This is a genomic window from Streptomyces sp. NPDC014676, from assembly GCF_043084105.1.
Lineage (GTDB): Bacteria > Actinomycetota > Actinomycetes > Streptomycetales > Streptomycetaceae > Streptomyces.
The window spans coordinates 73,027-98,005 of sequence record NZ_JBIBZI010000012.1 but is presented as its reverse complement, the minus strand read 5'-3'; the positions used below and the strand labels follow the sequence as shown (position 1 = coordinate 98,005).

At 73.2% G+C, this 24,979-nt stretch carries 20 protein-coding genes; 13 read left to right on the top strand and 7 right to left on the bottom strand.

Annotated elements, in window-relative coordinates; translation table 11 throughout:
• Positions 1 to 177 precede the first annotated feature (177 nt).
• Positions 178 to 2,304, top strand: coding sequence for a SpoIIE family protein phosphatase (locus tag ACF1DX_RS28960; protein WP_391794074.1), 2,127 nt, complete (start codon positions 178 to 180; stop codon positions 2,302 to 2,304).
• A gap of 334 nt (positions 2,305 to 2,638) precedes the next feature.
• On the opposite strand, the gene ACF1DX_RS28955 is transcribed toward ACF1DX_RS28960, so the two are convergent.
• Positions 2,639 to 3,820 carry a S1 family peptidase gene (locus ACF1DX_RS28955; protein WP_391794073.1) on the bottom strand — a complete coding sequence of 394 codons (1,182 nt, stop codon included), beginning with the start codon at positions 3,818 to 3,820 and terminating at the stop codon, positions 2,639 to 2,641.
• 571 nt (positions 3,821 to 4,391) lie between these two features.
• Here ACF1DX_RS28955 and ACF1DX_RS28950 point away from each other — a divergent pair.
• The 6 genes from ACF1DX_RS28950 (at position 4,392) to ACF1DX_RS28925 (ending at position 11,911) form a co-directional block, all read left to right on the top strand.
• Positions 4,392 to 4,607, top strand: a complete 216-nt coding sequence (locus ACF1DX_RS28950) for a type A2 lantipeptide (protein ID WP_344557226.1) — start codon at positions 4,392 to 4,394, stop codon at positions 4,605 to 4,607.
• A 111-nt stretch (positions 4,608 to 4,718) separates the two neighbouring features.
• Positions 4,719 to 5,525 carry an HlyD family efflux transporter periplasmic adaptor subunit gene (locus ACF1DX_RS28945; protein WP_391794072.1) on the top strand — a complete coding sequence of 269 codons (807 nt, stop codon included), beginning with the start codon at positions 4,719 to 4,721 and terminating at the stop codon, positions 5,523 to 5,525.
• Entirely contained in the window at positions 5,522 to 7,744 is a 2,223-nt protein-coding gene (locus ACF1DX_RS28940; RefSeq protein WP_391794071.1) for an NHLP family bacteriocin export ABC transporter peptidase/permease/ATPase subunit, read from the top strand. The genes ACF1DX_RS28945 and ACF1DX_RS28940 overlap by 4 nt, the downstream gene beginning before the upstream one ends.
• A gap of 1 nt (position 7,745) precedes the next feature.
• A complete protein-coding gene (locus ACF1DX_RS28935) occupies positions 7,746 to 10,571 on the top strand; it encodes an NHLP bacteriocin export ABC transporter permease/ATPase subunit (RefSeq protein WP_391794070.1) in 2,826 nt (941 codons plus the stop codon).
• Positions 10,572 to 10,694: 123 nt separating this feature from the next.
• Positions 10,695 to 11,705 (top strand): Ppx/GppA family phosphatase, encoded by a 1,011-nt coding sequence (locus ACF1DX_RS28930; RefSeq protein ID WP_391794069.1) that lies wholly within the window; start codon positions 10,695 to 10,697, stop codon positions 11,703 to 11,705.
• A 29-nt stretch (positions 11,706 to 11,734) separates the two neighbouring features.
• A complete protein-coding gene (locus tag ACF1DX_RS28925; RefSeq protein WP_391794068.1) occupies positions 11,735 to 11,911 on the top strand; it encodes a hypothetical protein in 177 nt (58 codons plus the stop codon).
• Positions 11,912 to 11,921: 10 nt separating this feature from the next.
• Here ACF1DX_RS28925 and ACF1DX_RS28920 read toward each other — a convergent pair whose 3' ends face one another.
• On the bottom strand, positions 11,922 to 12,530 hold the full coding sequence (locus ACF1DX_RS28920; protein WP_391794067.1) for a flavodoxin family protein: 609 nt from the start codon (positions 12,528 to 12,530) through the stop codon (positions 11,922 to 11,924).
• Positions 12,531 to 12,609: 79 nt separating this feature from the next.
• On the opposite strand from ACF1DX_RS28920, the gene ACF1DX_RS28915 reads away from it, so the two are divergent.
• The 3 genes from ACF1DX_RS28915 to ACF1DX_RS28905 are packed head-to-tail and all read left to right on the top strand — an operon-like array spanning position 12,610 to position 14,477.
• Positions 12,610 to 13,623: an iron-containing redox enzyme family protein gene (locus ACF1DX_RS28915; RefSeq protein ID WP_391794066.1), complete on the top strand. Its 1,014-nt coding sequence runs from the start codon at positions 12,610 to 12,612 to the stop codon at positions 13,621 to 13,623.
• The gene (locus ACF1DX_RS28910) at positions 13,613 to 14,299 is read left to right on the top strand and encodes a HemK2/MTQ2 family protein methyltransferase (RefSeq protein WP_391794065.1); all 687 of its coding nucleotides are present in this window, start codon (positions 13,613 to 13,615) and stop codon (positions 14,297 to 14,299) included. The genes ACF1DX_RS28915 and ACF1DX_RS28910 overlap by 11 nt, the downstream gene beginning before the upstream one ends.
• On the top strand, positions 14,280 to 14,477 hold the full coding sequence (locus ACF1DX_RS28905; protein WP_030863789.1) for a CDGSH iron-sulfur domain-containing protein: 198 nt from the start codon (positions 14,280 to 14,282) through the stop codon (positions 14,475 to 14,477). Before ACF1DX_RS28910 ends, ACF1DX_RS28905 begins: the two co-directional genes overlap by 20 nt.
• A gap of 158 nt (positions 14,478 to 14,635) precedes the next feature.
• Here ACF1DX_RS28905 and ACF1DX_RS28900 read toward each other — a convergent pair whose 3' ends face one another.
• Positions 14,636 to 15,070, bottom strand: coding sequence for a subtilase-type protease inhibitor (locus tag ACF1DX_RS28900; protein ID WP_391794064.1), 435 nt, complete (start codon positions 15,068 to 15,070; stop codon positions 14,636 to 14,638).
• 324 nt (positions 15,071 to 15,394) lie between these two features.
• Between ACF1DX_RS28900 and ACF1DX_RS28895 the strand changes: the two genes are divergently transcribed.
• Together ACF1DX_RS28895 and ACF1DX_RS28890 are read left to right on the top strand one after the other, a co-directional pair.
• Positions 15,395 to 15,952, top strand: coding sequence for a hypothetical protein (locus tag ACF1DX_RS28895; RefSeq protein ID WP_391794063.1), 558 nt, complete (start codon positions 15,395 to 15,397; stop codon positions 15,950 to 15,952).
• Between the two features lie 88 nt (positions 15,953 to 16,040).
• Positions 16,041 to 17,210, top strand: coding sequence for a lactate 2-monooxygenase (locus ACF1DX_RS28890; protein WP_391794062.1), 1,170 nt, complete (start codon positions 16,041 to 16,043; stop codon positions 17,208 to 17,210).
• Between the two features lie 165 nt (positions 17,211 to 17,375).
• On the opposite strand, the gene ACF1DX_RS28885 is transcribed toward ACF1DX_RS28890, so the two are convergent.
• The 4 genes from ACF1DX_RS28885 to ACF1DX_RS28870 all read right to left on the bottom strand — a co-directional run bounded on the left by ACF1DX_RS28885 (position 17,376) and on the right by ACF1DX_RS28870 (position 22,369).
• The gene (locus ACF1DX_RS28885; protein WP_391794061.1) at positions 17,376 to 19,019 is read right to left on the bottom strand and encodes an RICIN domain-containing protein; all 1,644 of its coding nucleotides are present in this window, start codon (positions 19,017 to 19,019) and stop codon (positions 17,376 to 17,378) included.
• A 362-nt stretch (positions 19,020 to 19,381) separates the two neighbouring features.
• Positions 19,382 to 19,759 carry a hypothetical protein gene (locus ACF1DX_RS28880; protein WP_030863801.1) on the bottom strand — a complete coding sequence of 126 codons (378 nt, stop codon included), beginning with the start codon at positions 19,757 to 19,759 and terminating at the stop codon, positions 19,382 to 19,384.
• A 3-nt stretch (positions 19,760 to 19,762) separates the two neighbouring features.
• Positions 19,763 to 20,008: a hypothetical protein gene (locus ACF1DX_RS28875; RefSeq protein ID WP_391794060.1), complete on the bottom strand. Its 246-nt coding sequence runs from the start codon at positions 20,006 to 20,008 to the stop codon at positions 19,763 to 19,765.
• Positions 20,009 to 20,125: 117 nt separating this feature from the next.
• Positions 20,126 to 22,369 carry a glycoside hydrolase family 9 protein gene (locus tag ACF1DX_RS28870; RefSeq protein ID WP_391794059.1) on the bottom strand — a complete coding sequence of 748 codons (2,244 nt, stop codon included), beginning with the start codon at positions 22,367 to 22,369 and terminating at the stop codon, positions 20,126 to 20,128.
• A gap of 221 nt (positions 22,370 to 22,590) precedes the next feature.
• On the opposite strand from ACF1DX_RS28870, the gene ACF1DX_RS28865 reads away from it, so the two are divergent.
• A complete protein-coding gene (locus tag ACF1DX_RS28865; protein ID WP_391794058.1) occupies positions 22,591 to 24,969 on the top strand; it encodes a SpoIIE family protein phosphatase in 2,379 nt (792 codons plus the stop codon).
• Positions 24,970 to 24,979 lie beyond the last annotated feature (10 nt).

Below are 24,979 nucleotides of genomic sequence, written 5' to 3'. Positions count from 1 at the left end.
GGCCCCCGGGGTGCGCGGGGCGCGGAACACCCCGGGCGGTCCTACGGGCCGGGGTCCGGGGTATACGGGGGGTGCGTGACCCCGCGCTCTCCCCGTCGCTCGTCGTGCGCGACGGCCCGGCAGGGGGGAGATTGGGTCCCGGGGCCGGTGGCGCGGCCGTGCGAGGAGGTGGTCGGCGTGTCCGAGGGGCAGTCGTCCGCGCGGGCGCCAGTAGGCCGTCCGCTGCTGTCCCTGACGCTGGCCTCGATGATGGACGAGGTGCACGCCCACTCCGGGGCCGTGTACCTGCTCTCGCCGGACCATCCGGTGCTGGAGATGGCGGTGATGGCGGGGCTGCCCCGCGCCTTCGCGGCCCCGTGGGAACGGGTGGGGCTGAGCGCGCCGATCCCGGTCTCCGACGCGGTGCGCGAACGGCGGCTGGTGTGGGTGGGCGGCGAGGAGGAGATGGCCCGCCGCTATCCCCGGATCGCCGTGGTGCTGCCGTATCCCTTCTCGCTGGCCGCGCTGCCGGTGGCGACGGGGACGAAGGCGTACGGCGCGGTCTTCGTGACCTGGCCCGGCACGCATCCGCAGGAGCTGTCCGACTGGGAACGTGATCATCTGACCGCCGCCTGCGACCGGCTCGCGGTGCGGCTGGAGCGGGCCGCCGAGCAGAGCCTGCCGCTGGCACCGGAGCCGGATCTGCTGGCGGCTCCGCTGGTGGGCGGCGTGGCCGGCACGCTCGGCACGGTGGAGGCGGCACGAATGGTGTCCCGGCTGCCGTACGGCCTGTGCTCGCTCGATCTGCACGGGCGGGTCGGCTTCGCCAACGCCGCCGCCGCGGAGCTGCTGGGCGTGCCGGCGGACCGGCTGCTCGGGGCCCAGATGTGGGCGTCGGTGCCGTGGCTGAACGATCCCGTGTACGAGGACCGGTACCGGGCCGCGCTGTTCAGCCAGCACGTCACCTCGTTCGTCGCGCTGCGCCCCCCGGACGAGTGGCTGTCGTTCCGGCTGTATCCGGGTACCACCGGGCTCAGTGTGCGGATCAGCCGGGCGCGCGCGGTGACGGAGATGAACCGCGCGGCACCGCGGGCCAGGCAGGGGCAGCCCCGGCTGGTCACCATCAGCCAGGTACTGAGCCTGGCCGGTGCGCTGACCGAGACGGTCGGGGTGGAGGACGTGGTGCGGCTGGTGGCGGCCGAGGTCGTCCCGGCGGTGGGCGGCCAGGGGCTGGTGATCCTCGGGTCCCGGGCGGGCCGGCTGCGCGTGCTGGGGCACCGGGGGTACGCGGACGCGCGGGTGGTGGAGCGGTTCGACGGGATGCCGCTGTCGGAGCCGACTCCCGGCAGCCAGGTGCTGCGGTCCGGTGTGCCCGCCTTCTTCGAGAGCCGGAAGGAGATCGAGCGCCTGTATCCGGCGCTGCTGGTGAACCCGTCCGAGTTCGCGGCGTGGGCGTATCTGCCGCTGATCGCCTCGGGGCGCCCGGTGGGGACGTGCGTGCTGTCGTACGCGGCGCCGCACCACTTCACGACGGAGGAGCGGGCGGTGCTGACCAATCTGGCGGGACTGATCGCCCAGGCGCTGGAACGGGCCCTGCTCTACGACGTCAAGCACCGGCTCGCGCACGGGCTTCAGGAGGCGCTGCTGCCGCACACGCTGCCGTCGCTGGCGGGGATCGAGGCGGCGGCCCGCTATCTGCCGGCCACCCAGGGCATGGAGATCGGGGGCGACTTCTACGACCTGGTGCCGACGCAGGGGATGGCGGCGGCGGTGATCGGGGACGTACAGGGGCACAACGTGACGGCGGCCGGGCTGATGGGACAGGTCCGTACGGCGGTGCGCGCGTACACGGCCGTCGGGCAGGCGCCCGAGGAGGTGATGCGCAGCACCAACCGGCTGCTGCTGGACCTGGGTTCGGAGCTGTTCGCCAGCTGTCTGTACCTGCGGCTCGATCCCGCGCACGGGCGGGCCGTGATGTCCCGCGCGGGTCACCCGCCGCCGCTGCTGCGCAGACCGGACGGGCGGGTGCGGGTGCTGGACCTGGCCGGGGGCCCGCTGCTGGGCATCGACGGCTCGGCGGCGTACCCGTCGACCGAGGTCGATCTCTCCCCCGGTTCGCTGCTCGTCCTCTACACGGACGGTCTGGTGGAATCCCCCGGAACCGACTTCGAGGACGCCGTCGCCGACCTGTGCCGCCGTCTCACCGACCTCGGCGACCTGCCCCTGGACGATCTCGCCGACGCCCTGGTCCAGCACGGCGCGGACGCGGAGAACCGGCTGGACGACATCGCCCTGCTCCTCCTGCGTGCCCTGCCGGACGGCTGACCCGGCCTGGCCGCTTCAGGAGTGCGGGGCTGTGCGGCTCCGCCGCGTGAACGCGAAGGGGGTCCGGCGGAAAGGGGCGCGGGGAACTGCGCACGGGGGTCTGGGGGCGGAGCCCCCCGGGACGATGGGGGTACCTCCCGCTCATGGGGGTCCCCCGCTCGAGCGAAGCCGAGAGTGGGGGAGGGAAGGGGCGGCGGGGGCGAGAAAGGGCTCGGGATCCTAGGGCGACACGGGCCGCGGGACCACGAGGGACGCTCCGACGGCGTGGCAGACCACGGCCCCGGCTCCGCCGCAGGAGTGATGGAGCCGGGGCCGTGGTCGGGGCAAGGGTGCGTCAGTGGGTCCCGGTCAGGCCGGAGTCCTCCTGGGCACCCTGCTCCGCGCCGTCACCGGCGCCCGTGTCGCCGAGGGTCGCGCCGACCGCCGCCAGAGCCGTGGTGACCGGCTGGAAGAACGTCTCGCCGCCCGAGGTGCAGTCACCGCTGCCGCCCGAGGTCAGCCCGACGGCGAGGCCGTCCCGGGTGAACATCGAGCCGCCGCTGTCGCCGGGCTCGGCGCAGACGTTCGTCTGGATGAGCCCGGTGACCGTGCCCTCCGGATAGTTCACGGTGGCGTTCAGGCCGAGCACCTGGCCGTCGGCGAGCCCGGTGGTGCTGCCCATCCGGAACACCTCCTGGCCGACGGTGGCCTCCGCGGCTCCGGATATGGGGAGGGTCTGGTCACCGAGGTTCACCTCGCTCGGCGCGACGGTCGCGGGATCGTCGTACCGGACGAGCGCGAAGTCGCCCTCGCCGGGGAAGACCGCCTGGTCGACCGTGGCGATCGGCTGTCCGCCCTGCGCGTCGGACCACTGCTCGGCCGCGACACCGCAGTGACCGGCCGTCAGGAACGCCGGAGAACCGTCGCCCGCGGTGACGTTGAAGCCGAGCGAGCAGCGCGCCCCGCCCGAGAAGATGGCGTCGCCGCCGGAGGCGAAGGTCCTGAACGTGCCCGCGGACTTCTCGATGGTCGCCATGCCGGAGCCGAGGCTCTCGACGGTGGACTCCAGTCTGTTCCACTTGTCGCCGGTCACCGTGCTGTCCGCGGTGACCAGGATCTTGTTGGCGCGCGGGTCGACGGCCCAGGAGGTGCCCGGGATGGTCGCCTCCGACTTCAGCGTCCGCGCCCCGGCCTCCAGTTCGGTCATGCTGTTGTCGACCTCGCGGACGGCCGCGCCCGCCTTCTTGGCCTGCACGATCACGTTGTTGTCGTCGCCCGGTACGACGTTGACGACGAGCTGCTTGTTGTGGCCGTCGTAGTAGGAGCCGGCGAACGCGTCGCCGAGGAGCCCGGCGAGCCGCGAGGCGAGATCCGAGGCATCGCCCGCCTTCAGGGTCTTCGGCGCCGCCGCGGCGCCGTCCGGCGTGCCGTCCTGGGACGCGTTCGCGTTCGGGAGCAGGAACGCGGCGGCGCCGAGTGCCACCGCACCGCCCACCGCCATCACGGCCCTGCGCTTCGGAATTCGCTTGTGACTCAAACTTCTCGACCTCCTGGGGGGAACCGGAGTCGCGCCGGTGTTCGGCAACTGTGGGGCGCCCGGACGGCTGTTGGTACGCACGGGCCGCGAGGGGCGTTCAATCCCGTCCGGCCGGTCACACTCGGCGACCGGCCATGAGCGGTCGGTCGCCGTCACGTAGCGGAATCCTGGCTTCAGCGAATCTGCACATCGAATGCCCAACCCGGTCACCGGAGCCGGGATTCGTCCACAGGCCGACGGGCCGAGCCACACCTTTGGGGCCGGTGTGCCGGATTCCGGCCACCGGGGCGCAAGGGGCCGGACGAGTCGATGCGGTGGGCCATGTGAAGAAGTCGCCGCCGAGCCGTGCCCGCGTCTGCACGCCTGCACCCTCGTGGAGCACGAATTGCCTGGTGAGACGTTTGATTGATTGGAAGGCCGCGCCCGCCGCGTGCTTTGATCCATCGCACCGCAAGGCCGCTTCGGGCTCCCGGCGACGGGCGTCCGGCGCCCGCGGTCGCGGCCTTCATCCGTCACCGGAGGGGGCCGCTCTCCCCCCTTGTGAAATACCCATACGAAGGGAAGTTCCATCATGAACTCCACCCCCCGGGTCGAGACCGCCGAGATCTCCGACGCCGACCTCGACAACGTCTCCGGCGGCCTGTCCGTGAACGCCGTGAACACCCTCACGGGCGCGGTGGACGGCATCGCCCCGGTCTCCGGCCTGGTCGACACGGCCGTCGGCACCGTCGAGGGTGTCACCGGCCTGAACACCGCCCCGGTCACGAACCTGGTCGCCGGTCTCTGATCGCGCCTCGGTACCGCCGAGTCCCGGAGCCGCCCGCCGGCCCCGGGACTTCGCGGTGCCCCCGCGGTCCATACGTCACGTCGCACAGTTCACCCAGGTGAGGGAAGACCCGTGCAGTTCCGCCAACAGGCCCTCGCCAGGCTCCAGTCACCGGAGGAGCTCGACCTGCCGGTGCGCTTCGCGCGCCCGCAGGGCTGGCTGGTGCTGTCCGTGACCGTGGTGGCGATGGCGGCCGCCTCGGTGTGGGCGCTGACCGGCTCGGTGTCCTCCACGGTCGGCGCGCCCGCCGTCCTCACCTACGGGCAGGGCAGTTACGTCCTGCAGAGTCCCGTCGCCGGCCAGGTCACCGCCGTCCTCGCGGAGGAGGGCGAGCGGCTGCCCGCCGGCTCCCCCGTCCTGAAGGTCCGTACCGAGCGGGGCGACGAGATCGTCCGCACCCTCGACGCGGGCCGGGTCACCGCGCTCGCCGCCAGCACCGGGCAGATCATCTCCACCGGCGCGAACGTCGCCGCCGTGGAGAAGGTCGCCCGTGCGAAGACCCCGCTGCGGGCGACGGTGTACGTCCCCGCCGAGAGCGCCGCCGGCATCCCCGCGCACGCCCCCGTCGACCTGACGGTGCAGTCGGTGCCGAGCCAGGAGTACGGCGTGCTGCGCGGCGAGGTGACGTCGGTGGACCGCTCGGCGCAGTCCGCCCGGCAGATCGCCGCGTTCCTCGGGGACGCCCAGCTCGGCGAGCAGTTCACGAAGGAGGGCAGGCCGGTGGCCGTCACCGTCGAGCTGGAGAAGTCGTCCGGCACGGAAAGCGGCTACGCGTGGTCGTCGGCGGACGGTCCGCCGTTCGAGCTGACCTCGATGACCCTGGCCACGGGTTCGATCCGGCTGGCCGACCAGCGTCCCGTCGACTGGCTGCTCCCGTGACCACCGCCCAGGAGACGCGCGGCGGACGCCGTGCCGCCCCGCCGAAGCGCAAGGTGCCCAGGTCCCGGGTGAAGACGGTCCGTACGCCCACCGTGCTCCAGATGGAGGCCGTGGAGTGCGGTGCCGCCTCGCTCGCGATGGTGCTCGGCCACTACGGCCGCCATGTCCCGCTGGAGGAGCTGCGCATCGCCTGCGGCGTCTCGCGGGACGGCTCGCGCGCCAGCAACCTGCTGAAGGCGGCCAGGAGTTACGGGCTGACCGCCAAGGGCATGCAGATGGACCTGGCCGCCCTCGCCGAGGTGACGGCACCGGCCGTCCTGTTCTGGGAGTTCAACCACTACGTCGTCTACGACGGCATGGGCCGCCGCTTCGGCCGCCGCGGGGTCTACATCAACGACCCCGGCAAGGGACGGCGGTTCGTCCCGCTGGAGGAGTTCGACGGCAGTTTCACCGGGGTCGTGCTGGTGATGGAGCCCGGCGAGGACTTCACCCGGGGCGGGCGCAGGCCGGGCGTGCTCGGCGCGATGCCGGCCCGGCTGCGCGGCACGGCGGGCACCATGCCCGCCGTGGTGCTGTCGAGCCTGCTGCTGGTGGCGGTCGGCGCGGCGGTGCCGGGGCTCAGCCGCACCTTCATCGACGAGTTCCTGATCGGCGGCCGCACCTCCATGCTGGGCGTGCTGTTCACGTCCATGGGCGTGTGCGTGCTGCTCACGCTGGTGCTGACCTGGCTGCAGCAGGGCAATCTGCTGCGCGGCCGGCTGATCTCCTCCACCCTGTCCAGCGCCCGCTTCCTGCGCCATCTGCTGCGGCTGCCGGTGACGTTCTTCGCCCAGCGCAGCCCGGCCGACCTGGTGCAGCGGCTGCAGTCCAACGACGCGGTGGCCGAGACGCTGGCCCGCGACCTGTCGGCGGCGGGCGTGGACGCGGTGGTGGTCGTGCTGTACGCGGTGCTGCTGTACACGTACGACCCGCAGCTCACGTTCGTGGGCATCGGGGTGGCGCTGCTGAACATCGTGGCGATGCGGATCGTGATCCGGCTGCGCGCGACCCGTACGGCGAAGCTCCGCGCGGACAGCGCGCGGCTCACCAACACGGCGTACACCGGTCTGCAGTTGATCGAGACGCTGAAGGCGACCGGCGGGGAGGACGGCTACTTCCGCAAGTGGGCCGGGCAGCACGCCACCACGCTGGAGGAGCAGCAGCGGCTCGGGGTGCCGAGCGCCTGGCTCGGCGTCGTCGCGCCGACGCTCGCCACGCTCAACAGCGCGCTGATCCTGTGGATCGGCGGCATGCGGGCGGTCGAGGGGCACATCTCGGTCGGGCTGCTGGTCGCCTTCCAGGCGCTGGTCGCCCGTTTCACCGCCCCGCTGACCCGGCTCAACGGCGTCGCGGGCCGGATCCAGGACTTCGCCGCGGACGTGGCCCGGCTGAAGGACGTGGAGAACTTCCGGGCGGACCCGCTCTACGGCCGCCTGGGCACCGGCGAGTCGACCCGCCGGCTGCACGGCCACGTCGAGCTGCAGAACCTCACCTTCGGCTACAACCCGCTGGACAAGCCGCTGCTGACCGGCTTCGACCTGACCGTGGGTCCGGGAGAGCAGGTGGCGCTGGTGGGCGGTTCCGGCAGCGGCAAGTCCACGGTGTCCCGGCTGATCTCGGGGCTGTACACGCCGTGGGAGGGCGTGATCCGGATCGACGGGCAGCGCATCGAGGACATTCCGCGCGGGGCACTGGCCGCCTCCGTCTCCTTCGTCGACCAGGAGGTGTTCCTCTTCGAGGGCACCGTCCGGGACAACGTGGCGTTGTGGGACCCGTCGATCCCGGACGAGGCGGTGGTGGAGGCGCTGAAGGACGCGGCGCTGTACGACGTGATCCTGCGCCGGCCGGGCGGCATCCACAGCCCGGTCGAGCAGGACGGCCGGAACTTCTCCGGCGGTCAGCGCCAGCGCCTGGAGATCGCGCGGGCGCTGGTGCGCCGGCCGAGCATCCTGGTCCTCGACGAGGTGACCAGCGCGCTGGACGCGGAGACCGAACTGGTGGTGATGGACAACCTGCGCCGGCGCGGCTGTGCCTGTGTGGTGATCGCGCACCGGCTGAGCACGGTGCGCGACAGCGACGAGATCGTCGTGCTGGACCACGGCACGGTCGTGGAGCGCGGACGGCACGAGGAGCTGGTGGCGCGCGGCGGCGCCTACGCGGCGCTGGTCAGGGAGCGTTGAGATGACAACCGTGCACGGGAGTCAGGGCGGCGACCTCGTCCTGGGCGCGCTCGGGGCGCTGGGCACACCGGTCGACTGCTCCGGGTTCGGCCGGCTGGAACTGGAGGGGCCGCAGACGCTGTGGCTGATCGCGTCCGGTGCCGTGGACCTGTTCGCGGTGGACGCCGGGCAGCAGGGCCACTGGCACCATCTGGGCCGGCTGGAGGCGGGGTCGCTGGTGCTGGGCCCGGTGGCCGGTCCGGCGCACACGCTGGTGGCGCGTCCGCTGCGGGACTGCGTGGTGCGCCGCATCGCCCTGCGCGAGCTGTACCAGCCGGCGAGCACCCAGACCTGGTCGTACGACGAGTACGGCAACCCGCAGTACGTACCGCCGACGACGAGCCCCCTGGAGTACGCGCTCGCGCTCGGGGTGGGCCGTGGTCTGGCGGTGCTGTTCCAGGCGCCGATGGCCACGGAGCGGGCCACCGCGCCCGGCGACGACGACGTGTTCTGGATGCAGGTCCCGCCCGGCAGTGTGCAGTACGGCTCGCTGTACGGGGCCGAGGCCGCCGCCGATCTGCTGATGGATCCGGCCCTGTGGCAGAGCATGGTCGACCAGCAGTACCGGCTGATGACCACGCTGGACCGGTGGATCGAGCAGCTGGAACAGACGCACGAGACGCGGACGGCGGAGGGCATCGCGGCCGGTGAGGCGGTGCGTGCCCGGGCCGACCGGACGCTGCTCGCCGCGATCGGCAAGCGGTCGGGGCAGCGCACGACGGCGGCCGACACGGACGCCACGTACGCGGCCTGCGAGCTGGTGGCACGGGCGGCCGGGATCCCGCTGACCGCGCCCGCCCGGTCCGGCACCGGCGGGGACCGGCTCGATCCGGTCGAGCGGATCGCCCTGGCCTCCCGGGTGCGCACCCGTGTCGTACAGCTGGACGGCCGCTGGTGGCGGGAGGACGTGGGGCCGCTGGTGGGGCACCGGGTCCTGTCGGGTGCGCCCGTGGCGCTGCTGTGGCGGCGCGGCGGTTATGTGGCGGTGCATCCCGCGACCGGCCGGGAGACCCCGGTCGAGAAGGCGAACGCCGAGGAGTTCGAGCCCCGCGCGGTGATGTTCTACCGTCCGCTGCCCGAACGGCGGCTGAGCCCGCTGCGGCTGCTGCGGTTCTGCATGACGGGTACGCGGGGCGATCTGACCGGTCTGCTGCTGAGCGGTCTGGTGACGGTGGCGATCGGGGCTCTGGTGCCGCTGGCCACCGGCAAGGTGCTCGGCGAGTTCGTGCCGGAGGCGCGGACCGGACTGATCGTGCAGGTGTGTCTCGCGGTGATCCTGAGCAGTGTGGTGGCCGCCGCCTTCATGCTGCTGCAGAACCTCACCCTGCTGCGTCTCGAGGGCCGGGTGGAGGCGACCCTCCAGCCGGCCGTGTGGGACCGGCTGCTGCGGCTGCCGACCACGTTCTTCACCGAGCGTTCGACGGGTGAGCTGGCGAGCGCGGCCATGGGCATCAGCGCGATCCGCCGCATGCTGGCCGGGGTCGGTCCGACGGTGGTCCAGTCGGTCACCGTGGGCGCGGTGAACCTGGGGCTGCTGCTGTGGTTCAGCGTGCCGATGGCGCTGGCCGCGCTCGGGATGCTGGTCGTGATCGCGGGGGTGTTCCTGGGGCTCGGGCTGTGGCAGGTGCGCTGGCAGCGGCGGCTGGTGGTGCTCACCAACAAGCTGAACAACCAGGCCTTCCAGACGCTGCGCGGGCTGCCGAAGCTGCGGGTGGCGGCGGCGGAGAACTACGCGTACGCCGCCTGGGCGTCCCAGTTCGCCCGCGGCCGCGAGCTCCAGCAGAAGGCCGGCCGGATCAAGAACCTGACGGCGGTGCTGGGCGCGGTCTATCTGCCGCTGGTCACGCTGGCGATGTTCATGCTGCTGGCCGGGCCGGCCCGCGGCTCGATGTCGGCGGCTCAGTTCCTCACCTTCAACACGTCGGTGACGATGGTGCTGACCTCGGTCACCCAGCTCACCGGGGCGTTCGTCTCGGCGGTCGCCGCGCTGCCGCTGTTCGAGCAGATCAAGCCGGTGCTGGACGCCACGCCCGAGGTGCGCGCGGCGAGCACCCGGCCGGGCCCGCTGTCCGGGGCGGTCGAGGCGCGGCGGCTGTCCTTCCGCTACTCCGACGACGGTCCGCTGGTCCTGGACGACGTGTCCTTCGAGGCGCGGCCGGGCGAGTTCGTGGCGGTGGTCGGCCCCAGCGGCTGCGGCAAGTCCACGCTGCTGCGGCTGCTGATCGGCTTCGACCGGCCGGTGTCCGGCAGTGTGCTGTACGACGGCCAGGACCTGGCCGCGCTCGACCGGTCGGCGGTGCGGCGGCAGTGCGGTGTGGTGCTCCAGCACGCGCAGCCGTTCACCGGATCCATCCTGGACGTCATCTGCGGGAGCGAGCCGTACACGCCGGAGGAGGCCATGGCGGCGGCGGAGATGGCGGGCCTGGCCGAGGACATCCGGCGGATGCCGATGGGACTGCACACCATCGTCTCCGGCAGCGGTGCGGTCTCCGGGGGCCAGCGGCAGCGGCTGATGATCGCCCAGGCGCTGATCCGCCGGCCGCGGATCCTCTTCTTCGACGAGGCGACCAGCGCCCTGGACAACGAGACGCAGCGCGCGGTCATGGAGAGCACCAAGGCCCTGGAGGCGACCCGGATCGTCATCGCGCACCGGCTGTCGACGGTGCTCGACGCGGACCGGGTGGTGGTGATGGAGGGCGGCAAGGTGGTCCAGCAGGGCCCGCCCGCCCAGTTGCTCGCCGACACCGGCGGGCGGCTGCACGAACTGGTGCGGCGGCAACTGGCGTGAGGCGCCGGGCGGTCATGACCTCCATGTCAACGGCTGGTAACCATCCGGTCACGCCTGGGACGTCTCTTCGCCATATGCGGGGGCCGCCCGTTGCTCCGCGCGGTAAGTGGGTACCCACGGGCCATGCGGACCAGCGTGGTGGATGTCGGATCGAAGACCGTCAGACTCGTCGTGGCGGACACGGCGGGCGGGGCGCCGCTGCCGGTGCACACGGCGAAGTGGCCGCTCAGGCTGTCCGAGCAGGTCACGCCCGGGGAGCCGGTGCCGGAGCAGGCCGTGGAGCGCCTGGTGGACGCCGTCGCCGCGGCCAACAGGACCGCCGCGCGGTGGGGCGCCTCGGGTCCCCTGGCGTTCGCGACCGCCGTGGTGCGCGGCGCCCCGAACCGGCAGGAGGTGCTGAGCACGGTCCGGGCCCGCACCGGTGTCGACCTGTGCACACTGCCCGGTGAGGTGGAGGCCGAGCTCACGTTCCTCGGGGCCCGGCGCTGGATGGGCTGGCGCTGCGGACCGCTGGCGCTGCTGGACATCGGCGGGGGTTCGCTGGAGGTCGCCTTCGGGCGCGGCCGGCTGCCCGACTTCGTCGCCTCGCTGCCGCTGGGGGCGGGTCGGCTCACCCACGAGTACTTCGCGGAGGCGGACCCTCCGTCCCCGGAGCAGGTGCGGGCGCTGCGCCGGCGGGTACGTCACCAACTGCGGGACGTGGCGGCCCGGATCCGCTGGGAGGGGCCCCGTACGGCGGTGGCCACCTCCCGCACCTTCCAGCAGCTGGGGCGGCTGTGCGGGGCCGCGCCGGGGCGGCACGGCCCGTTCGTGGAGCGGGAGCTGTCCTGCGCCGACCTGCGGGTGGCGATCGACCGGCTGGCCGCCCTGCCCGCCGCCGAACGCGCCCGGCTGCCCGGGATCTCCGCCCCGCGCGCCGCGCAGAGCCTGGCGGGTGCGGTCGTGGGGCACACGGCGATGAAGCTGACCGGCCTGGGGACGGTGACGATCTGTCCCTGGGCGCTGCGCGAGGGGGTGCTGCTGCGCCACATCGAGGACGGCCCGTCCTGGTGGGCGGGGATCGTCCGTCTCAACGAGAAGGAGACGGCGGCCGACGGCCCCGTACCGCTGCGCATCGCCACCGCGCGCGGCTAACCCGGACGTACGACGAGAGGAGACACCCCGTGTCCGAGCGGGACGACCGCGAGAAGCCCGAGACGGCCGTCGAGGAGGTGCTGCGCGAGGTCGAGGAGGCCGAGCTGCGCGGCGAGGACTCCCCCGGACGACGCCGTCACCGGGGCGAGGCCGGGGAGGCCATCACCCCGAACACCGGAGCGCAGGAGGAGTCCCAGGGCGACTGATGCCGTCCTTCTACTGCGGTGGCGGGCCGAGGGGCCGCGCCTCCAGGGCCCGGGCCACGCCCAGCAGGTTGGCGGCCATGGCGCGGCCCGTCCTGCGGGACCAGTCGTGGCCGCTTCCGCCGTCCAGGAAGCTCGGTCCGGGGCCGGGGCCCTGGTTCCAGTAGGTCCACGCCTGGCCGGGGATGGTGTAGCCGATGTCCTGCAGGCCGCCGGTGATCTCGCTGATCACATGGTGCGCGCCGTCCTCGTTGCCGGTGACGACGACGCCCGCGACCCGGTTGTAGGCGACCGGCCGGCCGTCGTCGTCCGTCTCGGACAGCATGGCGTCCATCCGCTCCAGGACTCTTTTGGCGACCGACGACGGCTGCCCGAGCCAGGTCGGCGAGGCGATGACGAGGATCTCGGAGGCGAGGAGTCTCTCGTGGACGCCCGGCCAGGCGTCGCCCTCGTGCACGGCCTCGCTGACCACGCCCGGAGCGATGTCCAGGTCCACCGCGCGGACGACGTCGACCTCGACGCCGTCCTTCCGCAGCTGCTCGACGACGGTCCCGGCCAGCGCCTCGGTGTGGGAGGTCTCCGGTGACTTCTTGAGGGTGCAGTTGATCACTAGTGCCTTCACGTGGTCACGGAGTACCCCGCGGGCGGTCGGTCGCCACGCGGACACGGATGCCGCTGGGCCGTCCGGGTACCCGGGACGCATGGAACACCCCTGTGAAGAACCCCGGCTGCCCGCACCGCGCGGCCCCCTGAGCAGCGCCGTCGAGGACCATCTGAGAGGCACCGGCCCGCTGCCACCCGACGAGGAGATCGCCGCCGCCCCCGTGTACGGCGACGACCTCCAGCTCGCCCTGTACCTGTGCTACGAGCTGCACTACCGCGGGTTCGCGGGCGTGGCGGCGGACCTCGAATGGGACCCGGAACTGCTGCGCGTCCGCACCGCCCTGGAGGACCGCTTCCTCACCGCGCTCCGCGCGGACGCCCGGCGGCACGACGGCGTCGACGAGGCGCTCGCCGGTCTCCTGGTGGAACCGGTGGACGGCACGGGCGTCAGCCACTTCCTGCGCGACAAGGGCGAGTTGTGGCACGTCCGCGAGTACGCCGCCCAGCGGTCCCTGTACCACCTGAAGGAGGCCGACCCGCACGCGTGGGTGCTGCCCCGGCTGTGGGGGCGGGCCAAGGCGGCGATGGCGGCGGTCGAGTTCGACGAGTACGGCGGCGGCCGCGCCGACCGGGTGCACGCCCGTCTCTTCGCCGACCTGATGACCGATCTGGGACTGGACACGACGTACGGCCGTTATCTGGACGCGGCCTGCGCCGAGCTGCTCGTGACGGTGAACCTGATGTCCCTCTTCGGACTGCGCCGCTCCCTCAGGGGCGCGCTGGTGGGTCACTTCGCGACGGTCGAGATCACCTCGTCGCCCGGCTCGCGGCGGCTCGCCGAGGCGATGCGCCGCACGGGCGCGGGGCCCGCCGCCGAGCACTTCTACGACGAGCACGTGGAGGCCGACGCGGTGCACGAGCAGGTGGTGCGCCACGAGGTCGTCGCCGGGCTGCTGGAGGTGGAGCCGCACCTCGCGGCGGACATCGCCTTCGGCGTCGACGCCACCGTGTTCGCCGAGGACCGCCTCGGCGAGAGGCTGCTCGCGGACTGGAGCGCGGGCCGCTCGTCACTGCGTACTCCGCTGCCCCGGGAGTTCACCCATGCTTCTTGACGGCGGGGGTACCCGGCGGTCCGTGAGTCCACTGGCACCACCGGGCGTGTACGCCCCTCAGGAGGACACCGAGCTGCTGGCCGGTGCCCTGTACGACGAGCCCGTCCCTCCGGGCGCGGACGTCCTCGACGTGGGAACGGGATCCGGCGCGCTGGCGGTGGCGGCCGCCCGGCGCGGCTGCCGGGTGACCGCGGTCGACGTCTCCCGGCGGGCGGTGTGCGCTGCCCGGCTGAACGCGCTGCGGGCCGGTGTGCGGGTCCGGGTCCGGCGCGGCAACCTGTTCGAGCCGGTGCGGGGCGAGGCGTTCGATCTGATCCTCGCCAACCCGCCGTACGTCCCGGCGCCCGGCGACGGCTCGCCGCCGCGGGGCGCGGCCCGGGCCTGGGACGCGGGCGGTGACGGACGGCTCGTCCTGGACCGGATCTGCGGGGAGGCGCCCGTGCTGCTGCGGCCGGGCGGTGTCCTGCTGCTGGTGCAGTCGGCGCTCAGCGACCCGGGGCTGACGGTCGGGCGGCTGCGGGCGGCCGGGACGAAGGCCGCGGTGATCCGGCGCCGGCGCATCGCCTTCGGCCCGGTGGTACGGGGCAGGGAGCGCTGGCTGCGGGAGCGGGGGCTGCTGTCCGGGACCGAGGACAGGGAAGAGCTGGTGGTGATCCGTGCCGAACTCCCCGTCTGACACCCCGCGTCGCGTCACCGTCCAGCGCAAGGGGCCGCTGCTGGTGGAGGGCCCGGTGGAGGTCGAGCTGGAGGACGGCACGGTCGTCACCTCCGACCGCTTCCGGGTGGCCCTGTGCACCTGCCGCCGCAGCCGGCGGTATCCGTGGTGCGACACCAGCCACCGGGACCGGGCGTGAGCCCCGGGGCCGGGGGCCTGTGAGAAGCCCGGAGGCCGGCGGGCGGCCCCACTCCGCCCGCCGGCCTCCTTGCGCGGGATCGCACGTTCCGCGAGAGGGCCGGTACTCCCCAGTACGCCGGCCGTCGCGCGGTCACGGGAAACCGTGCGATCCCGGTCTCAGAACGCGAAGACGCTCGAACCGTGAGCGTTCATCACGCACGCGTTGGAGAAGACCCGCTCGTAGGAGACGCGCTGTCCGCGCCACACCCCGTCGACGGTGACGAGCACCGGGTCGTACTGCTTGGTGCAGAAGACGCCCTCTCTCATCGTCAGGGCGTCGAGGTCACCGCTGACGCGGTCCATCTCCGCACAGGCGTCCCCCGCGGCCGGGTGGGTGCCCGAGGGGCCCGGGGCACAGGTCAGGGTGACCGCGCGTTCCGGCGTGACGGTCGCCGCGCTGTCGCCGTGGCCCAGGGTGAGCACCAGGGCCGAGGGGGCGTAGAGCGCGGACGGGTCGCTTCCTTCAGCGGCCGGCGCCGCCCCGGACAGGGGTACGCAGACGGCTGCGGCCGTGAGGCCGAGGGTGGTGGCCCAGCGCGCGGTGTTCCGCATTGTGTGCATCCTTCCGCTCGTGTCGACGAGTCGCCGGCCCGTGCTCGGTCGGTGCCGAACCGGCGTGCCGGAGTCTGCCGAGTCCGCGCCGGAACTTCACATCGCACATACGGATTTCGGTAACCTTGCGTATTGAATCAGTGGCTCGAAGTCACGGAAGGTGCGAGGTGCCGCCCTGTAACCGCACGGACTCCGGGCACGCGAAGTGGCCAGATGGCCGGAATGCGGCTGCTCGTTAATCGGCCTGAAACATTCCGATTCCGCTCTCGGCGGACCGTTCCGTGATGCCTTGTGTTCATGGGCAGGGCGAGTAATCGTCATTACATGATTACGGCAGAGCAGCGAGAGCAACTGCGGGGCTGGTTCACCGGCCGGATCCCCGACGGTCTCTTCGAGGAGCTGACCGAGGTCACGGCCGACCGTGAGGAGATCACCGTCATCGGCCGCATTCCCGGTCCCCGGCCGGCGGAGGGCGCTTCTCCGGCCGAGCGGGAGGCGGCGGTCGAGGGCCGCGTCCAGGAGTTCCGGGAACGCACCCGGGAGGACCGGATCGCGGTCGCCCGGGACGCCGAGCACCGCTTCGGCCGGAAGGTCTCCTGGGGCGTGGAGTGCGACGGACGCCGCGCCCTGTTCACGCACGTGGCCGCGCCCGTCATGACCCGGCTGCGCCAGCCGGAGCGGCAGGTCCTCGACACCCTCATCGCGGGCGGGGTCGCCCGCAGCCGCAGCGAGGCGCTGGCCTGGTGCGTACGGCTGGTCCAGCGGCACACCGACGACTGGCTCACCGAGCTGCGCGAATCGCTGGAACACGTCCAGCGGGTGCGGGCCCAGGGGCCGGACAGCGGGCCCGAGGAGGCGGAGCCCGGTACCGCCGGCCGCTGATCCACGGCCGCCCGGCGCTGGACGCGCCCCGCGCATACCGGTCAGTATGCTCCGGGACGACGCGGCGCGACGAGACAGGGCGGGGCGGATGGCGAAGCACTGGGCCGACTTCCAGTACGAGATCTACCTGAACGGGATGACGAGGGCCGTGCCCCGGCTGCCGACCGATCTGACCCGGCTGGAGGAGCTGACCGAGCAGCGGCTCGGTCCGGGTCCGGTCGGGTACGTCGCGGGCAGCGCGGGCGACGGCAGCACCGCTCGCGCCAACCGGGCCGCGCTCGACCGCCGTCGGATCGTGCCGCGCGTGCTGCGGGACGTGCACGCACGTGATCTGTCGGTCGAGGTGCTGGGCCGGTCGCTGCCGGCGCCACTCGCGCTGGCGCCGGTCGGAGTGCTGTCGATCGTGCATCCGGACGCCGAGTCCGCCGCCGCCCGGGCGGCGGCCGCGCAGGGTGTGCCGTTCGTGCTGTCGTCCGCGTCCAGCACGCCGATGGAGCAGGTCGCGGAGGCGATGGGCGAGGCGGAACGCTGGTTCCAGCTGTACTGGCCGAAGGACGTGGAGGTGGCCCGGAGCTTCCTGGACCGGGCGAGGGCCGCCGGGTTCACGGCGCTCGTCGTCACCCTGGACACTCCCCTGCTGTCCTGGCGTCCACGCGACCTGGACCAGGCGTATCTGCCGTTCCTGCACGGGGTGGGCACCGCGAACTACTTCTCGGACCCGGCCTTTCAGGCGGGTCTGGCCAAGCCGGTGCACGAGGACCCGGACGCGGCGGTGATGCACTTCGTCGGCATGTTCGCCGATCCCGCCAAGTCCTGGCCGGACCTGGCGTTCCTGCGGGAACACTGGGACGGGCCGGTCGTCCTCAAGGGCGTGCTCCACCCCGACGACGCGCGGCACGCCGCCGACGCCGGGATGGACGGTGTGGTGGTGTCCAACCACGGCGGGCGTCAGGTGGCCGGGGCGATCGCCGCGGCGGACGCGCTGCCCGGCGTGGTGGAGGCCGTCGGCGACCGGCTCACCGTGCTCTTCGACAGCGGGGTGCGCACCGGCGACGACGTCTTCAAGGCCCTCGCCCTCGGCGCACGGGCGGTCCTGCTGGGGCGTCCGTACGTCTACGGGCTCGGCCTCGACGGACAGGCGGGGGTGGAGCACGTGATCCGCTGCCTGCTCGCCGAACTCGATCTCACCATGGCCCTGTCGGGCCACGCCACCCCGGCCACGATCGGCCCCGAAGCCCTCACGGGGGCAGCGGGCTGACCCGCCCCGGGCCGCACCACCACGGCGCGTGCCGGCGGTCGGGGCAGGGGATCTCCCGGCTCGAAGCCCTGCCCGGCCCGCACCGTCGCGGTGCGGCACCACCACGGCACGTCCCGAGCCGGGGCAGGGCGGCCTCCGGGACCGGACCCCCGCCCCGGCCGGAGGTCACGTCACCGGCTCGGCCAGCTCCGCGCGCCGGGCCGCCGGACCGCCGGTGCCGCTGATGGACAGGGAGTTCCCGGCCGTCCGTACCGGTTCGGCCGCCCAGCGCTGGTCCACGGTCCGGTCGCGTACCTTGACGACGATGTCGGCGTTCGCGTCAGGGGTCGCCGGGGTGAGGGCCAGCTGGACGTCCCAGCGGGGCACCAGCTCGCCCTGCACGGTGAGGTCGTACCGCACGTCGGCGCCCCGCTGGTCGCCGGGGTCGGCGCAGGTGCCGAGGACGACGACACCGGCGTCCTTGTGCGAGTCCAGGCACAGACCGGGGTCGGCCACGCTGCGCAGCAGCCCGTCGTCCTCGTACGTCCACTGCTGGGTCCACTCCGAGGAGCAGTCCGCAAGGCGGGTCCCGGAACCGTCCCGGGGCTCGCCCCGGGTGTCGAGGCACAGGCCGGAGGCGACGTTGCGCAGCCGCGTCCGTCCCGGTGCGGTGGGAAGCCCGGCGGCGCCGGGCGGGGAGGCGGACGGCACGGCCGCACGGCCGCCCGCCGCCCCGGTGGAGCCCGTCGGGTCGGCGGCACCTCCGTCCGGGGTGGAGGACCCGGCGATGAGCACGCTCACCAGCACCCCGGCCGAGACCGCGCCGATGCCGGTGAGCAGGGTCCTGGTGGAGCGCACCGGGTCCGGGAACGCGATGCCCGTCAGCCGGGCGGGGACGGGGATGCGGGACAGCACGCGGTACCGGCCGCCGCCGGACGGTCCGTCCCCGCCCCGGCGCCGGCGGCGGGCGGCGCGTCCGCCGCGCGGGCCGGCCGTCGTGCGCCCCGGACGCGAGTCGAGGTAGCGCCGGGCCCCCCACCCGAGCACCGCCTCGGCGATCAGCGGGCCCAGGCCGCCCTCGAAGTGGCTCAGTTGCTCGGCCGCGTTCCGGCAGTGGCGGCACTCCGCCAGATGCTGCCGGACGTCCGGCAGCAGGGCCCCGCCCCGGCGGATCGGGACGTCGAGGAGGCGGTTGTAGAAGCGGCAGTCCTTCGTCGGTGCCAGTTCCTGATGGGCGTGGACACAACCTTGACGGAATGTGTCACGTGCCTGTTCGAGTGCGCCCGACGCGATGGCGAGGTCCATGCCGAGCAGACCGGCCGGTACGGAAATCGGCTCGGCCTCGACCTCGGCGTGCCAGAGCAAACAGCGCGCGCGTGCGGGCAGCGACCGGAATGCCCGTTGAGCGAGGGAGCGATTTTCCGGAATCATGGTGTTCGCCGCGCGCATGCCGCGCCCGCCGGCCGGTTTCTGCAGTTCCGGCACAACTCCGGTTATCCGGTCGTCCGCGGCCCACTCGCGGACCGTGTCCCGCACCGCCACCAGCAGCGCGGGCCGGAGCGCGACGGCCGATTCGCCGACGGCGACCCGGTCCAGTACCCGGTGCAGGGCGGCCGCGGTGACCATGGCGGCGGTCTGCCCCGACGACGCGAGGCAGACGGCCGCGTAGTCGTGCATCGACTGCCAGTGCCGCGCCGTCAGGAGTGCGACGGAGTGGGCGGCCTCGCCCTCCGGACGGTTCCGCAGCCGGGCGGCGAGGAACTCGTCGGATTCCCCCGGATCCCCGCCGGGCGGGGGATACGGGGGTCGAGGGGGGTGGGGGGTGTGCACTGAGATGGTTCCTTCCCACAGCGCATGGTGCCATTCGAGGGTTTCCGACGCCGAAAAGGACGACCGATGGGTGCATACCTCTTTGGCGGGGCGCGGGGGGCGCGAATTCACCGACGGTGAATCGGACCCGGTTCATCGACTCGCGTGCGACCCCGGCCTTTACCCCCCGCACGGGTGGCTCACTCTCGCACAACCCGCGCTCGGCCAACAAGGCGCTCGGGCAACATCCGCGCGTTGACAGAAAGTCAGAAAGGGAGACCGGTCCGCGACCCGCGCCCCGGTTTTCGGCCCGGGTTTTCACGCCGTTCACATCCGGCCCGGCACAGGGGGTGTCCGGGAGCGCTCCCAGCGTCCGGCGCGGTTCAGATCTGCCAGGAGCGCAGCCGGTCGGCCGCGGCGTAGACGTCCGCCTCGCCGGAGATCAGGTCGCGCGCCAGATCGACCAGGGCGCCGTAGGGCGGGTCGATGCCGACCCCGCTGACGAACATGTAGGCGACCGCCGTGGCACAGGCGAAGCGGGCGTTGGCCGAGGGCAGCGGCCGGAGCACGGCGAGGGTGTGCAGCAGGGCCGCCGCCCGCCAGGCCGGGTCGGAGTCGACGCCCAGCCGGGGCGGGTCCACGCGGTGACGGGCGACGGCCGCGACGAGGGCGGAGAAGTCGTTGACGACGGGCTGGTCCGGGAGGACCTCCTCGTGCCGCTGGAGCAGCCAGGGCACGTCGATGTGGAGCACGGGTGCCATCGGTCAGGCGGCCCGCCCCGCGCCCCTGGCGGAGGCTTCGTCGTCCGGGAAGGCGGCGGCGAATTCGTCGGCGTGGGAGGCGAAGAACCGGCGGAAGGCCTCGGCGCCCTCCTGCAGGGCGCGGTGGCGGGCTATGTCCGCCGCGGCCGCCTCCCGTACGAGCGCCTTCATGGACGTACCGCGTTCCTTGGCGATCTGCCGCAGGTCCTCGAGCTCGCGGTCGCTGAACTCCACGTTGAGAGCTGGCATGCCTTCACGGTACCGCTCGGGTACTGGATCGTAAATACGCGCAGGTCAGACGATATGCGAGGGAGTACCGACGGGGGCCGGCGGCCGAGTGGCCGCCGGCCCCCGCGGGGAGGGGTGTCAGCCCTGGTCGGCCACGAAGGAGGCCATGCGGGTCAGAGCCGCGTTCCAGTTGATGGTGTGTTCGTTGGTGGACCAGGACTGGATGTCGTCGATGAAGCAGAACTGACCGACGCAGCCCTGGAGTTTCGACTGGGCGAAGGGGTCCTGGATGCTGGAGTTGGGTCCGCCGGAGAGCGTGCCGGCGGGCGGGGCCGGCAGGTTCGGGTCGAGCTGGTTCGCGTACCAGCGGCTGTGCTGGCGGTGCGCGTTGACCTCGCCGTAGCCGGTGACGTACGACATGTTCAGGGCGTTGCGGCCCAGGATGTAGTCCATGCTCTGCAGCGCGCCGTCCCGGTACTTCGAGGCACCGGTGAGGTCGTAGGCGGTGGCGAGGACGACCGCGTTGTTGAGGACCTGGTGGCTGGAGCCCCAGTCGTAGACGTTGCCGGGCGGCGCGTACGGCATGCCGTACGGGTGGGCCTTCAGCGTGGCCAGGTAGCCGTCGGCGCCCTTGATCACGGACTGGCGGACCTTGTCCCGGCCGGGAAGCCGGTTGGGCACGGTGGCGAGGTCGAGCCGGCCGGCCGCGGCGGTGCGCGCCCAGTCGAAGCCGAGGGGGCCGAAGATGTCCGCGGTGTGCACCGGGGAGTTCAGGACGTACTCCTTGAACTGACGTTCCCCCGTGGTGAGGTACAGCTCGGCGGCCGCCCAGTAGAACTCGTCGGTCACGGTGTCGTCGTTGTAGGCGCCGCCGCCGATGCCGTCGCTCGGGTCGGCGAGGACGTCCGGGTGGGCGAGGGCCGCCGCCCAGGCCTTGCGCGCGGCGGCCAGGGTCCCGGCCGCGAACTCCTTGTCGTAGGAGCGGTACAGCCGTGCCGCCTGGGCGGCCGTGGCCGCGAGGTTGAGGGTGGCGGCGGTGGTCGGCGGGTGCAGTTCCCGCTTCTGCGGGTCGTCGCTGGGCAGCAGCGGCAGTCCGGTCCACTGCTCGTCGTGGATCTTGTGGTGGGCCATGCCGGCCAGCGGCTCGCCCTCGGGGACCTGCATCTTCAGCAGGAACTCCAGTTCCCAGCGGGCCTCGTCGAGGATGTCCGGGACCTTGTTGCCGCTCTCCGGGATGTTCAGCGTGCCGTCGCCGAGCTTGTCCGCCTCACCGGTGCGGGCGTGCCGGGCGCGTTCGTAGGTGCTGAGCACCTCCCAGGTGCTGATGCCGCCGTTGACGACGTACTTGCCGTGGTCACCGGCGTCGTACCAGCCGCCGGTGACGTCGAGGGTGTAGTCGCAGGCGCCGGGCCGGCAGGGCACGTCGCCGTCGCCCTGGTTGGGGGCGACGTCCGCGTGTCCGGCCGGGCGGCCGTAGCCGGGGCGCAGGTCGTCGCGGATCGCCGTGCCGCTGCGCTGGGTGTAGTAGTACTTCGCCGAGTCCAGCCGCAGCCGTTCGTAGGCGCTCGCGTCGATGTCGAAGGGCCGGCTGGTCTCGCCGTCCACGACCAGGGTGTAGCCGGTCCCGCGCCCCCGGTGTCCGCCGAAGTCGATGGAGTGGACGTTCTGCCCGGAGGAGCCGTCGATGCCGCGCGGTACGGTCCAGCCGCGCCGGACGGCCCGGCCGTCGTCGTCCTCCAGCCGCCAGGGCAGCCGCTCGGTCGCGTCGGTGACCAGGGTGGCGTTCTTCGGCCCGGAGGGCAGGTAGGCGACCTGGTTGACGCGGATCCGGGGCCCGGTGTCGGGCTCGTACGGCTCGGGGGCGACCCCGCCCAGCAGGGACACGTCGTCCACGCAGAACCGCCAGGGGTCCGCGCTGCCGCCGAGCTGGAAGCCGACCTGGCCCCGGGCGGTGTCGACGGGCGAGGTGAAGGTGTACGAGTAGGTGTCCCCGGAGACGCTGACCTGCGGGGACACCTCGTAGTAGGTGTCGTACGGCTCCACCTGGAGGCCGACGATCGCCCGCACGACATGACCCGCGGGCGAGCCGGTGGCGCTGAACGAGAAGCGGTACGACTCGCCCTTCACCAGGGTGATGTCGTTCTGGCCGACGGCCGCGTCCCACCGGTTGGCGGTGCCGCCGGGGACGTCGGCGCACAGGCGGCCGTCGGACGGACCCGCGGTGACGTTCGCGGAGGCCCACCAGGGGTCGGTGCCGGTGTCGAAGGTGCCGTTGCGGACCTGCTCGACCTCGTCCGCCCCGGCCGGGGCGGCGGGCAGCGCGGTGAGCGCGGTCGCCAGCAGTCCGGTGAGGGACAGCAGAGCGGTTCTGCGTCTGTTCACGTCTGGGCTCCTGTTGGGGAGGGGCGAGGGTTTGGGAGCGCTCCCATTTCCGTACGCGGAACATGGTTGTGGCAGGTGTGACACTCCGTCAACGGTTGGGACAGGACTGGTGACGGTCACCCGGAGCGGAGGTTCGCAGTCCGCGCCGGGCCGCGACCCACTAGGCTGGAACTCAGGCGATACACCGGTTCACGGTGAGTGTGCGCGATGGAGTGGCGACGATGAGGCCGGACGACCCGTTCGACGATGCCGTGACGGCCCGGGCCGTCATCGCCGCCGACGGCACGCTCACGCGGTGGAGCGAGGGTGCGCGCCTGCTGCTGGGACACACGGCCGAGGAGGTCCTCGGCCGCCCGGCCGCCGACCTGCTGGCCGGGGGTTCGGGCCCGCCCCGGCTCCCGGCCGCCCGCTGGAGCGGCACCCTCGCCCTGCGGCACCGCGACGGCTCCACCGTCACGGTGTGGGTGCTCGCCCACCACAGACAGCCGGCGGACGACGGCCCCGGCGACTGGCTCGCCGTCACCCCGCTGGAGGCCACGGACCAGGAACTGCCCGACGACCCGCTGGTCAGGACGGCCGTGTTCCAGTCGCCCTGCGCCGCGATGGTCTTCGACGACGAGCTGCGCCTGCGCGGGGTCAACGACGCCATGGCCCATCTCCTCGGCCTGCCCGCCCCCCATCTGCGGGGACTCAGGCCCACCGACATCGGCGGGCGGCCGCAGCACACCGAACTCGAACGGCACCTGCGCCAGGTGCTGCGCACCGGCCGCCCGCACGACATGCAGACGTACATGAAGGCCACCGGCGAGAACCGTGCGCACGCCTGGCTGGCCCGGCTCGCACCGCTCACCGACCGGTCCGGCCGGGTGCGGGGCGTGTGCGCGACGGCCCACGACCTCACCGAGCAGTACCGGGCGCGGGAGCGGCTGCAACTGGTCAACGAGGCCAGCAGCCGCATCGGCACCACCCTGGACGTCACCCGGACGGCGCAGGAGCTGGCCGAGGTGTGCGTGCCCGCGCTCGCCGACTTCGTCAGCGTGGACCTGCTGGAGCCCGAGGAACCCGGAGGCGAGCCCACCGGCCCGCTGACCACGCCGGTCTCACTGCGCCGGGTCGCCCATCAGTCCCTCACGCCGGGCAGCCCCGAGTCGGTCGCCCGCACGGGCGAGGTGGTCGTCTACCCGGCCGCCGCGCCCCAGGCCGACTCGCTGATCGCCGGCCACAGCATCGTGGCCTCGGTGCCCTCCGGCGATCTCGACCCGTGGCTCGCGGTGGACGAGGCACGCGCCCGGCAGGTCCGGGAGTTCGGCGTCCACTCCATGCTGTCCGTCCCGCTCCAGGCGCGCGGTACGACCCTCGGGGTGGCCGCCTTCACCCGCTTCACCTGTCCCGAGGCGTTCACCCACGACGACGTGCTGCTGGCCGAGGAGGTCACCGCGCGCGCCGCCGTCTGCATCGACAACGCCCGCCGCTACTCCCGCGAGCGCGAGACCACCCTCGCGCTCCAGCGCAGCCTGCTCCCCCGCGCCCTGCCGCGCACGGCCGCCGTGGAGGCGGCCACCCGCTATCTGCCGGCCGCGCGCTCGGGGGTGGGCGGCGACTGGTTCGACGTGATCCCGCTGTCCGGGATGCGGGTGGCCATGGTGGTCGGGGACGTCGTCGGGCACGGCATCCAGGCGTCCGCGACCATGGGCCGGCTGCGCACGGCGGTGCGCACCCTCGCCGACATCGACCTCGCGCCCGACGAACTGCTCACCCACCTCGACGACCTGGTGCTCCACCTCTCGCACGAGTCGGGCGGCGACCCCGGGTCGGGCGAGGTCGGCGCGACCTGCCTGTACGCGGTGTACGACCCGGTGTCCCGGCGCTGCACCCTGTCCCGCGCGGGGCACCCCCCGCCGGTCCTGATCCCGCCGGGCGGTCCGGCCCGGCACCTCGAACTGCCCTCCGGGCCGCCGCTGGGCCTGGGCGGGCTGCCCTTCGAGTCGGTCGAGCTGGAGCTGCCCGACGAGGCGGTGCTGGCGTTCTACACCGACGGGCTGGTCGAGTCCCGCGGGCGGGACACCGAGACCGGTCACGCCCTGCTCCGTGAGGCGCTGTCCAACGCCGCCGGCCCGCTCGACGAGACCTGCGACCGGGTCCTGCACACCGTGCTCGCGCCGGGCGGCGCCACGGACGACGTGGCCCTGCTGCTGGCCCGTACCCACGGCCTGCCTTCCGCGCAGGTCGCCACCTGGGACATCCCCGCCGATCCGGCGCTGGTCGCCCCCATCCGCAAGCAGGTCCTCGACCAACTGGCCACCTGGGAGCTGACCGAGGCGTCGTTCACGGCGGAGCTGGTGGTGAGCGAGCTGGTCACCAACGCCATCCGGTACGGCGCCCCGCCCATCCGGCTGCGGCTGATCCACGACGCCTCGACGCTGATCTGCGAGGTGTCCGACACCAGCCACACGGCGCCGCACCTGCGGCGGGCCAAGACCTGGGACGAGGGCGGCCGGGGCCTGCTGCTGGTCGCCCAGCTCACCCAGCGCTGGGGCAGCAGACACACCGCCGACGGCAAGACCATCTGGTCGGAACTGGCCCTGGTGGACGAGATGTGACGCGAGGTGA

Bases quoted from the DNA above. Each gene is read 5' to 3' on its own strand.
- ACF1DX_RS28950 (WP_344557226.1), top strand. From the start codon at position 4,392: ATGAACTCCACCCCCCGGGTCGAGACCGCCGAGATCTCCGACGCCGAC.
- ACF1DX_RS28935 (WP_391794070.1), top strand. From the start codon at position 7,746: ATGACAACCGTGCACGGGAGTCAGGGCGGCGACCTCGTCCTGGGCGCG.
- ACF1DX_RS28930 (WP_391794069.1), top strand. From the start codon at position 10,695: ATGCGGACCAGCGTGGTGGATGTCGGATCGAAGACCGTCAGACTCGTC.
- ACF1DX_RS28915 (WP_391794066.1), top strand. From the start codon at position 12,610: ATGGAACACCCCTGTGAAGAACCCCGGCTGCCCGCACCGCGCGGCCCC.
- ACF1DX_RS28910 (WP_391794065.1), top strand. From the start codon at position 13,613: ATGCTTCTTGACGGCGGGGGTACCCGGCGGTCCGTGAGTCCACTGGCA.
- ACF1DX_RS28900 (WP_391794064.1), bottom strand. From the start codon at position 15,070: ATGCGGAACACCGCGCGCTGGGCCACCACCCTCGGCCTCACGGCCGCA.
- ACF1DX_RS28895 (WP_391794063.1), top strand. From the start codon at position 15,395: ATGATTACGGCAGAGCAGCGAGAGCAACTGCGGGGCTGGTTCACCGGC.
- ACF1DX_RS28890 (WP_391794062.1), top strand. From the start codon at position 16,041: ATGGCGAAGCACTGGGCCGACTTCCAGTACGAGATCTACCTGAACGGG.
- ACF1DX_RS28880 (WP_030863801.1), bottom strand. From the start codon at position 19,759: ATGGCACCCGTGCTCCACATCGACGTGCCCTGGCTGCTCCAGCGGCAC.
- ACF1DX_RS28875 (WP_391794060.1), bottom strand. From the start codon at position 20,008: ATGCCAGCTCTCAACGTGGAGTTCAGCGACCGCGAGCTCGAGGACCTG.
- ACF1DX_RS28865 (WP_391794058.1), top strand. From the start codon at position 22,591: ATGAGGCCGGACGACCCGTTCGACGATGCCGTGACGGCCCGGGCCGTC.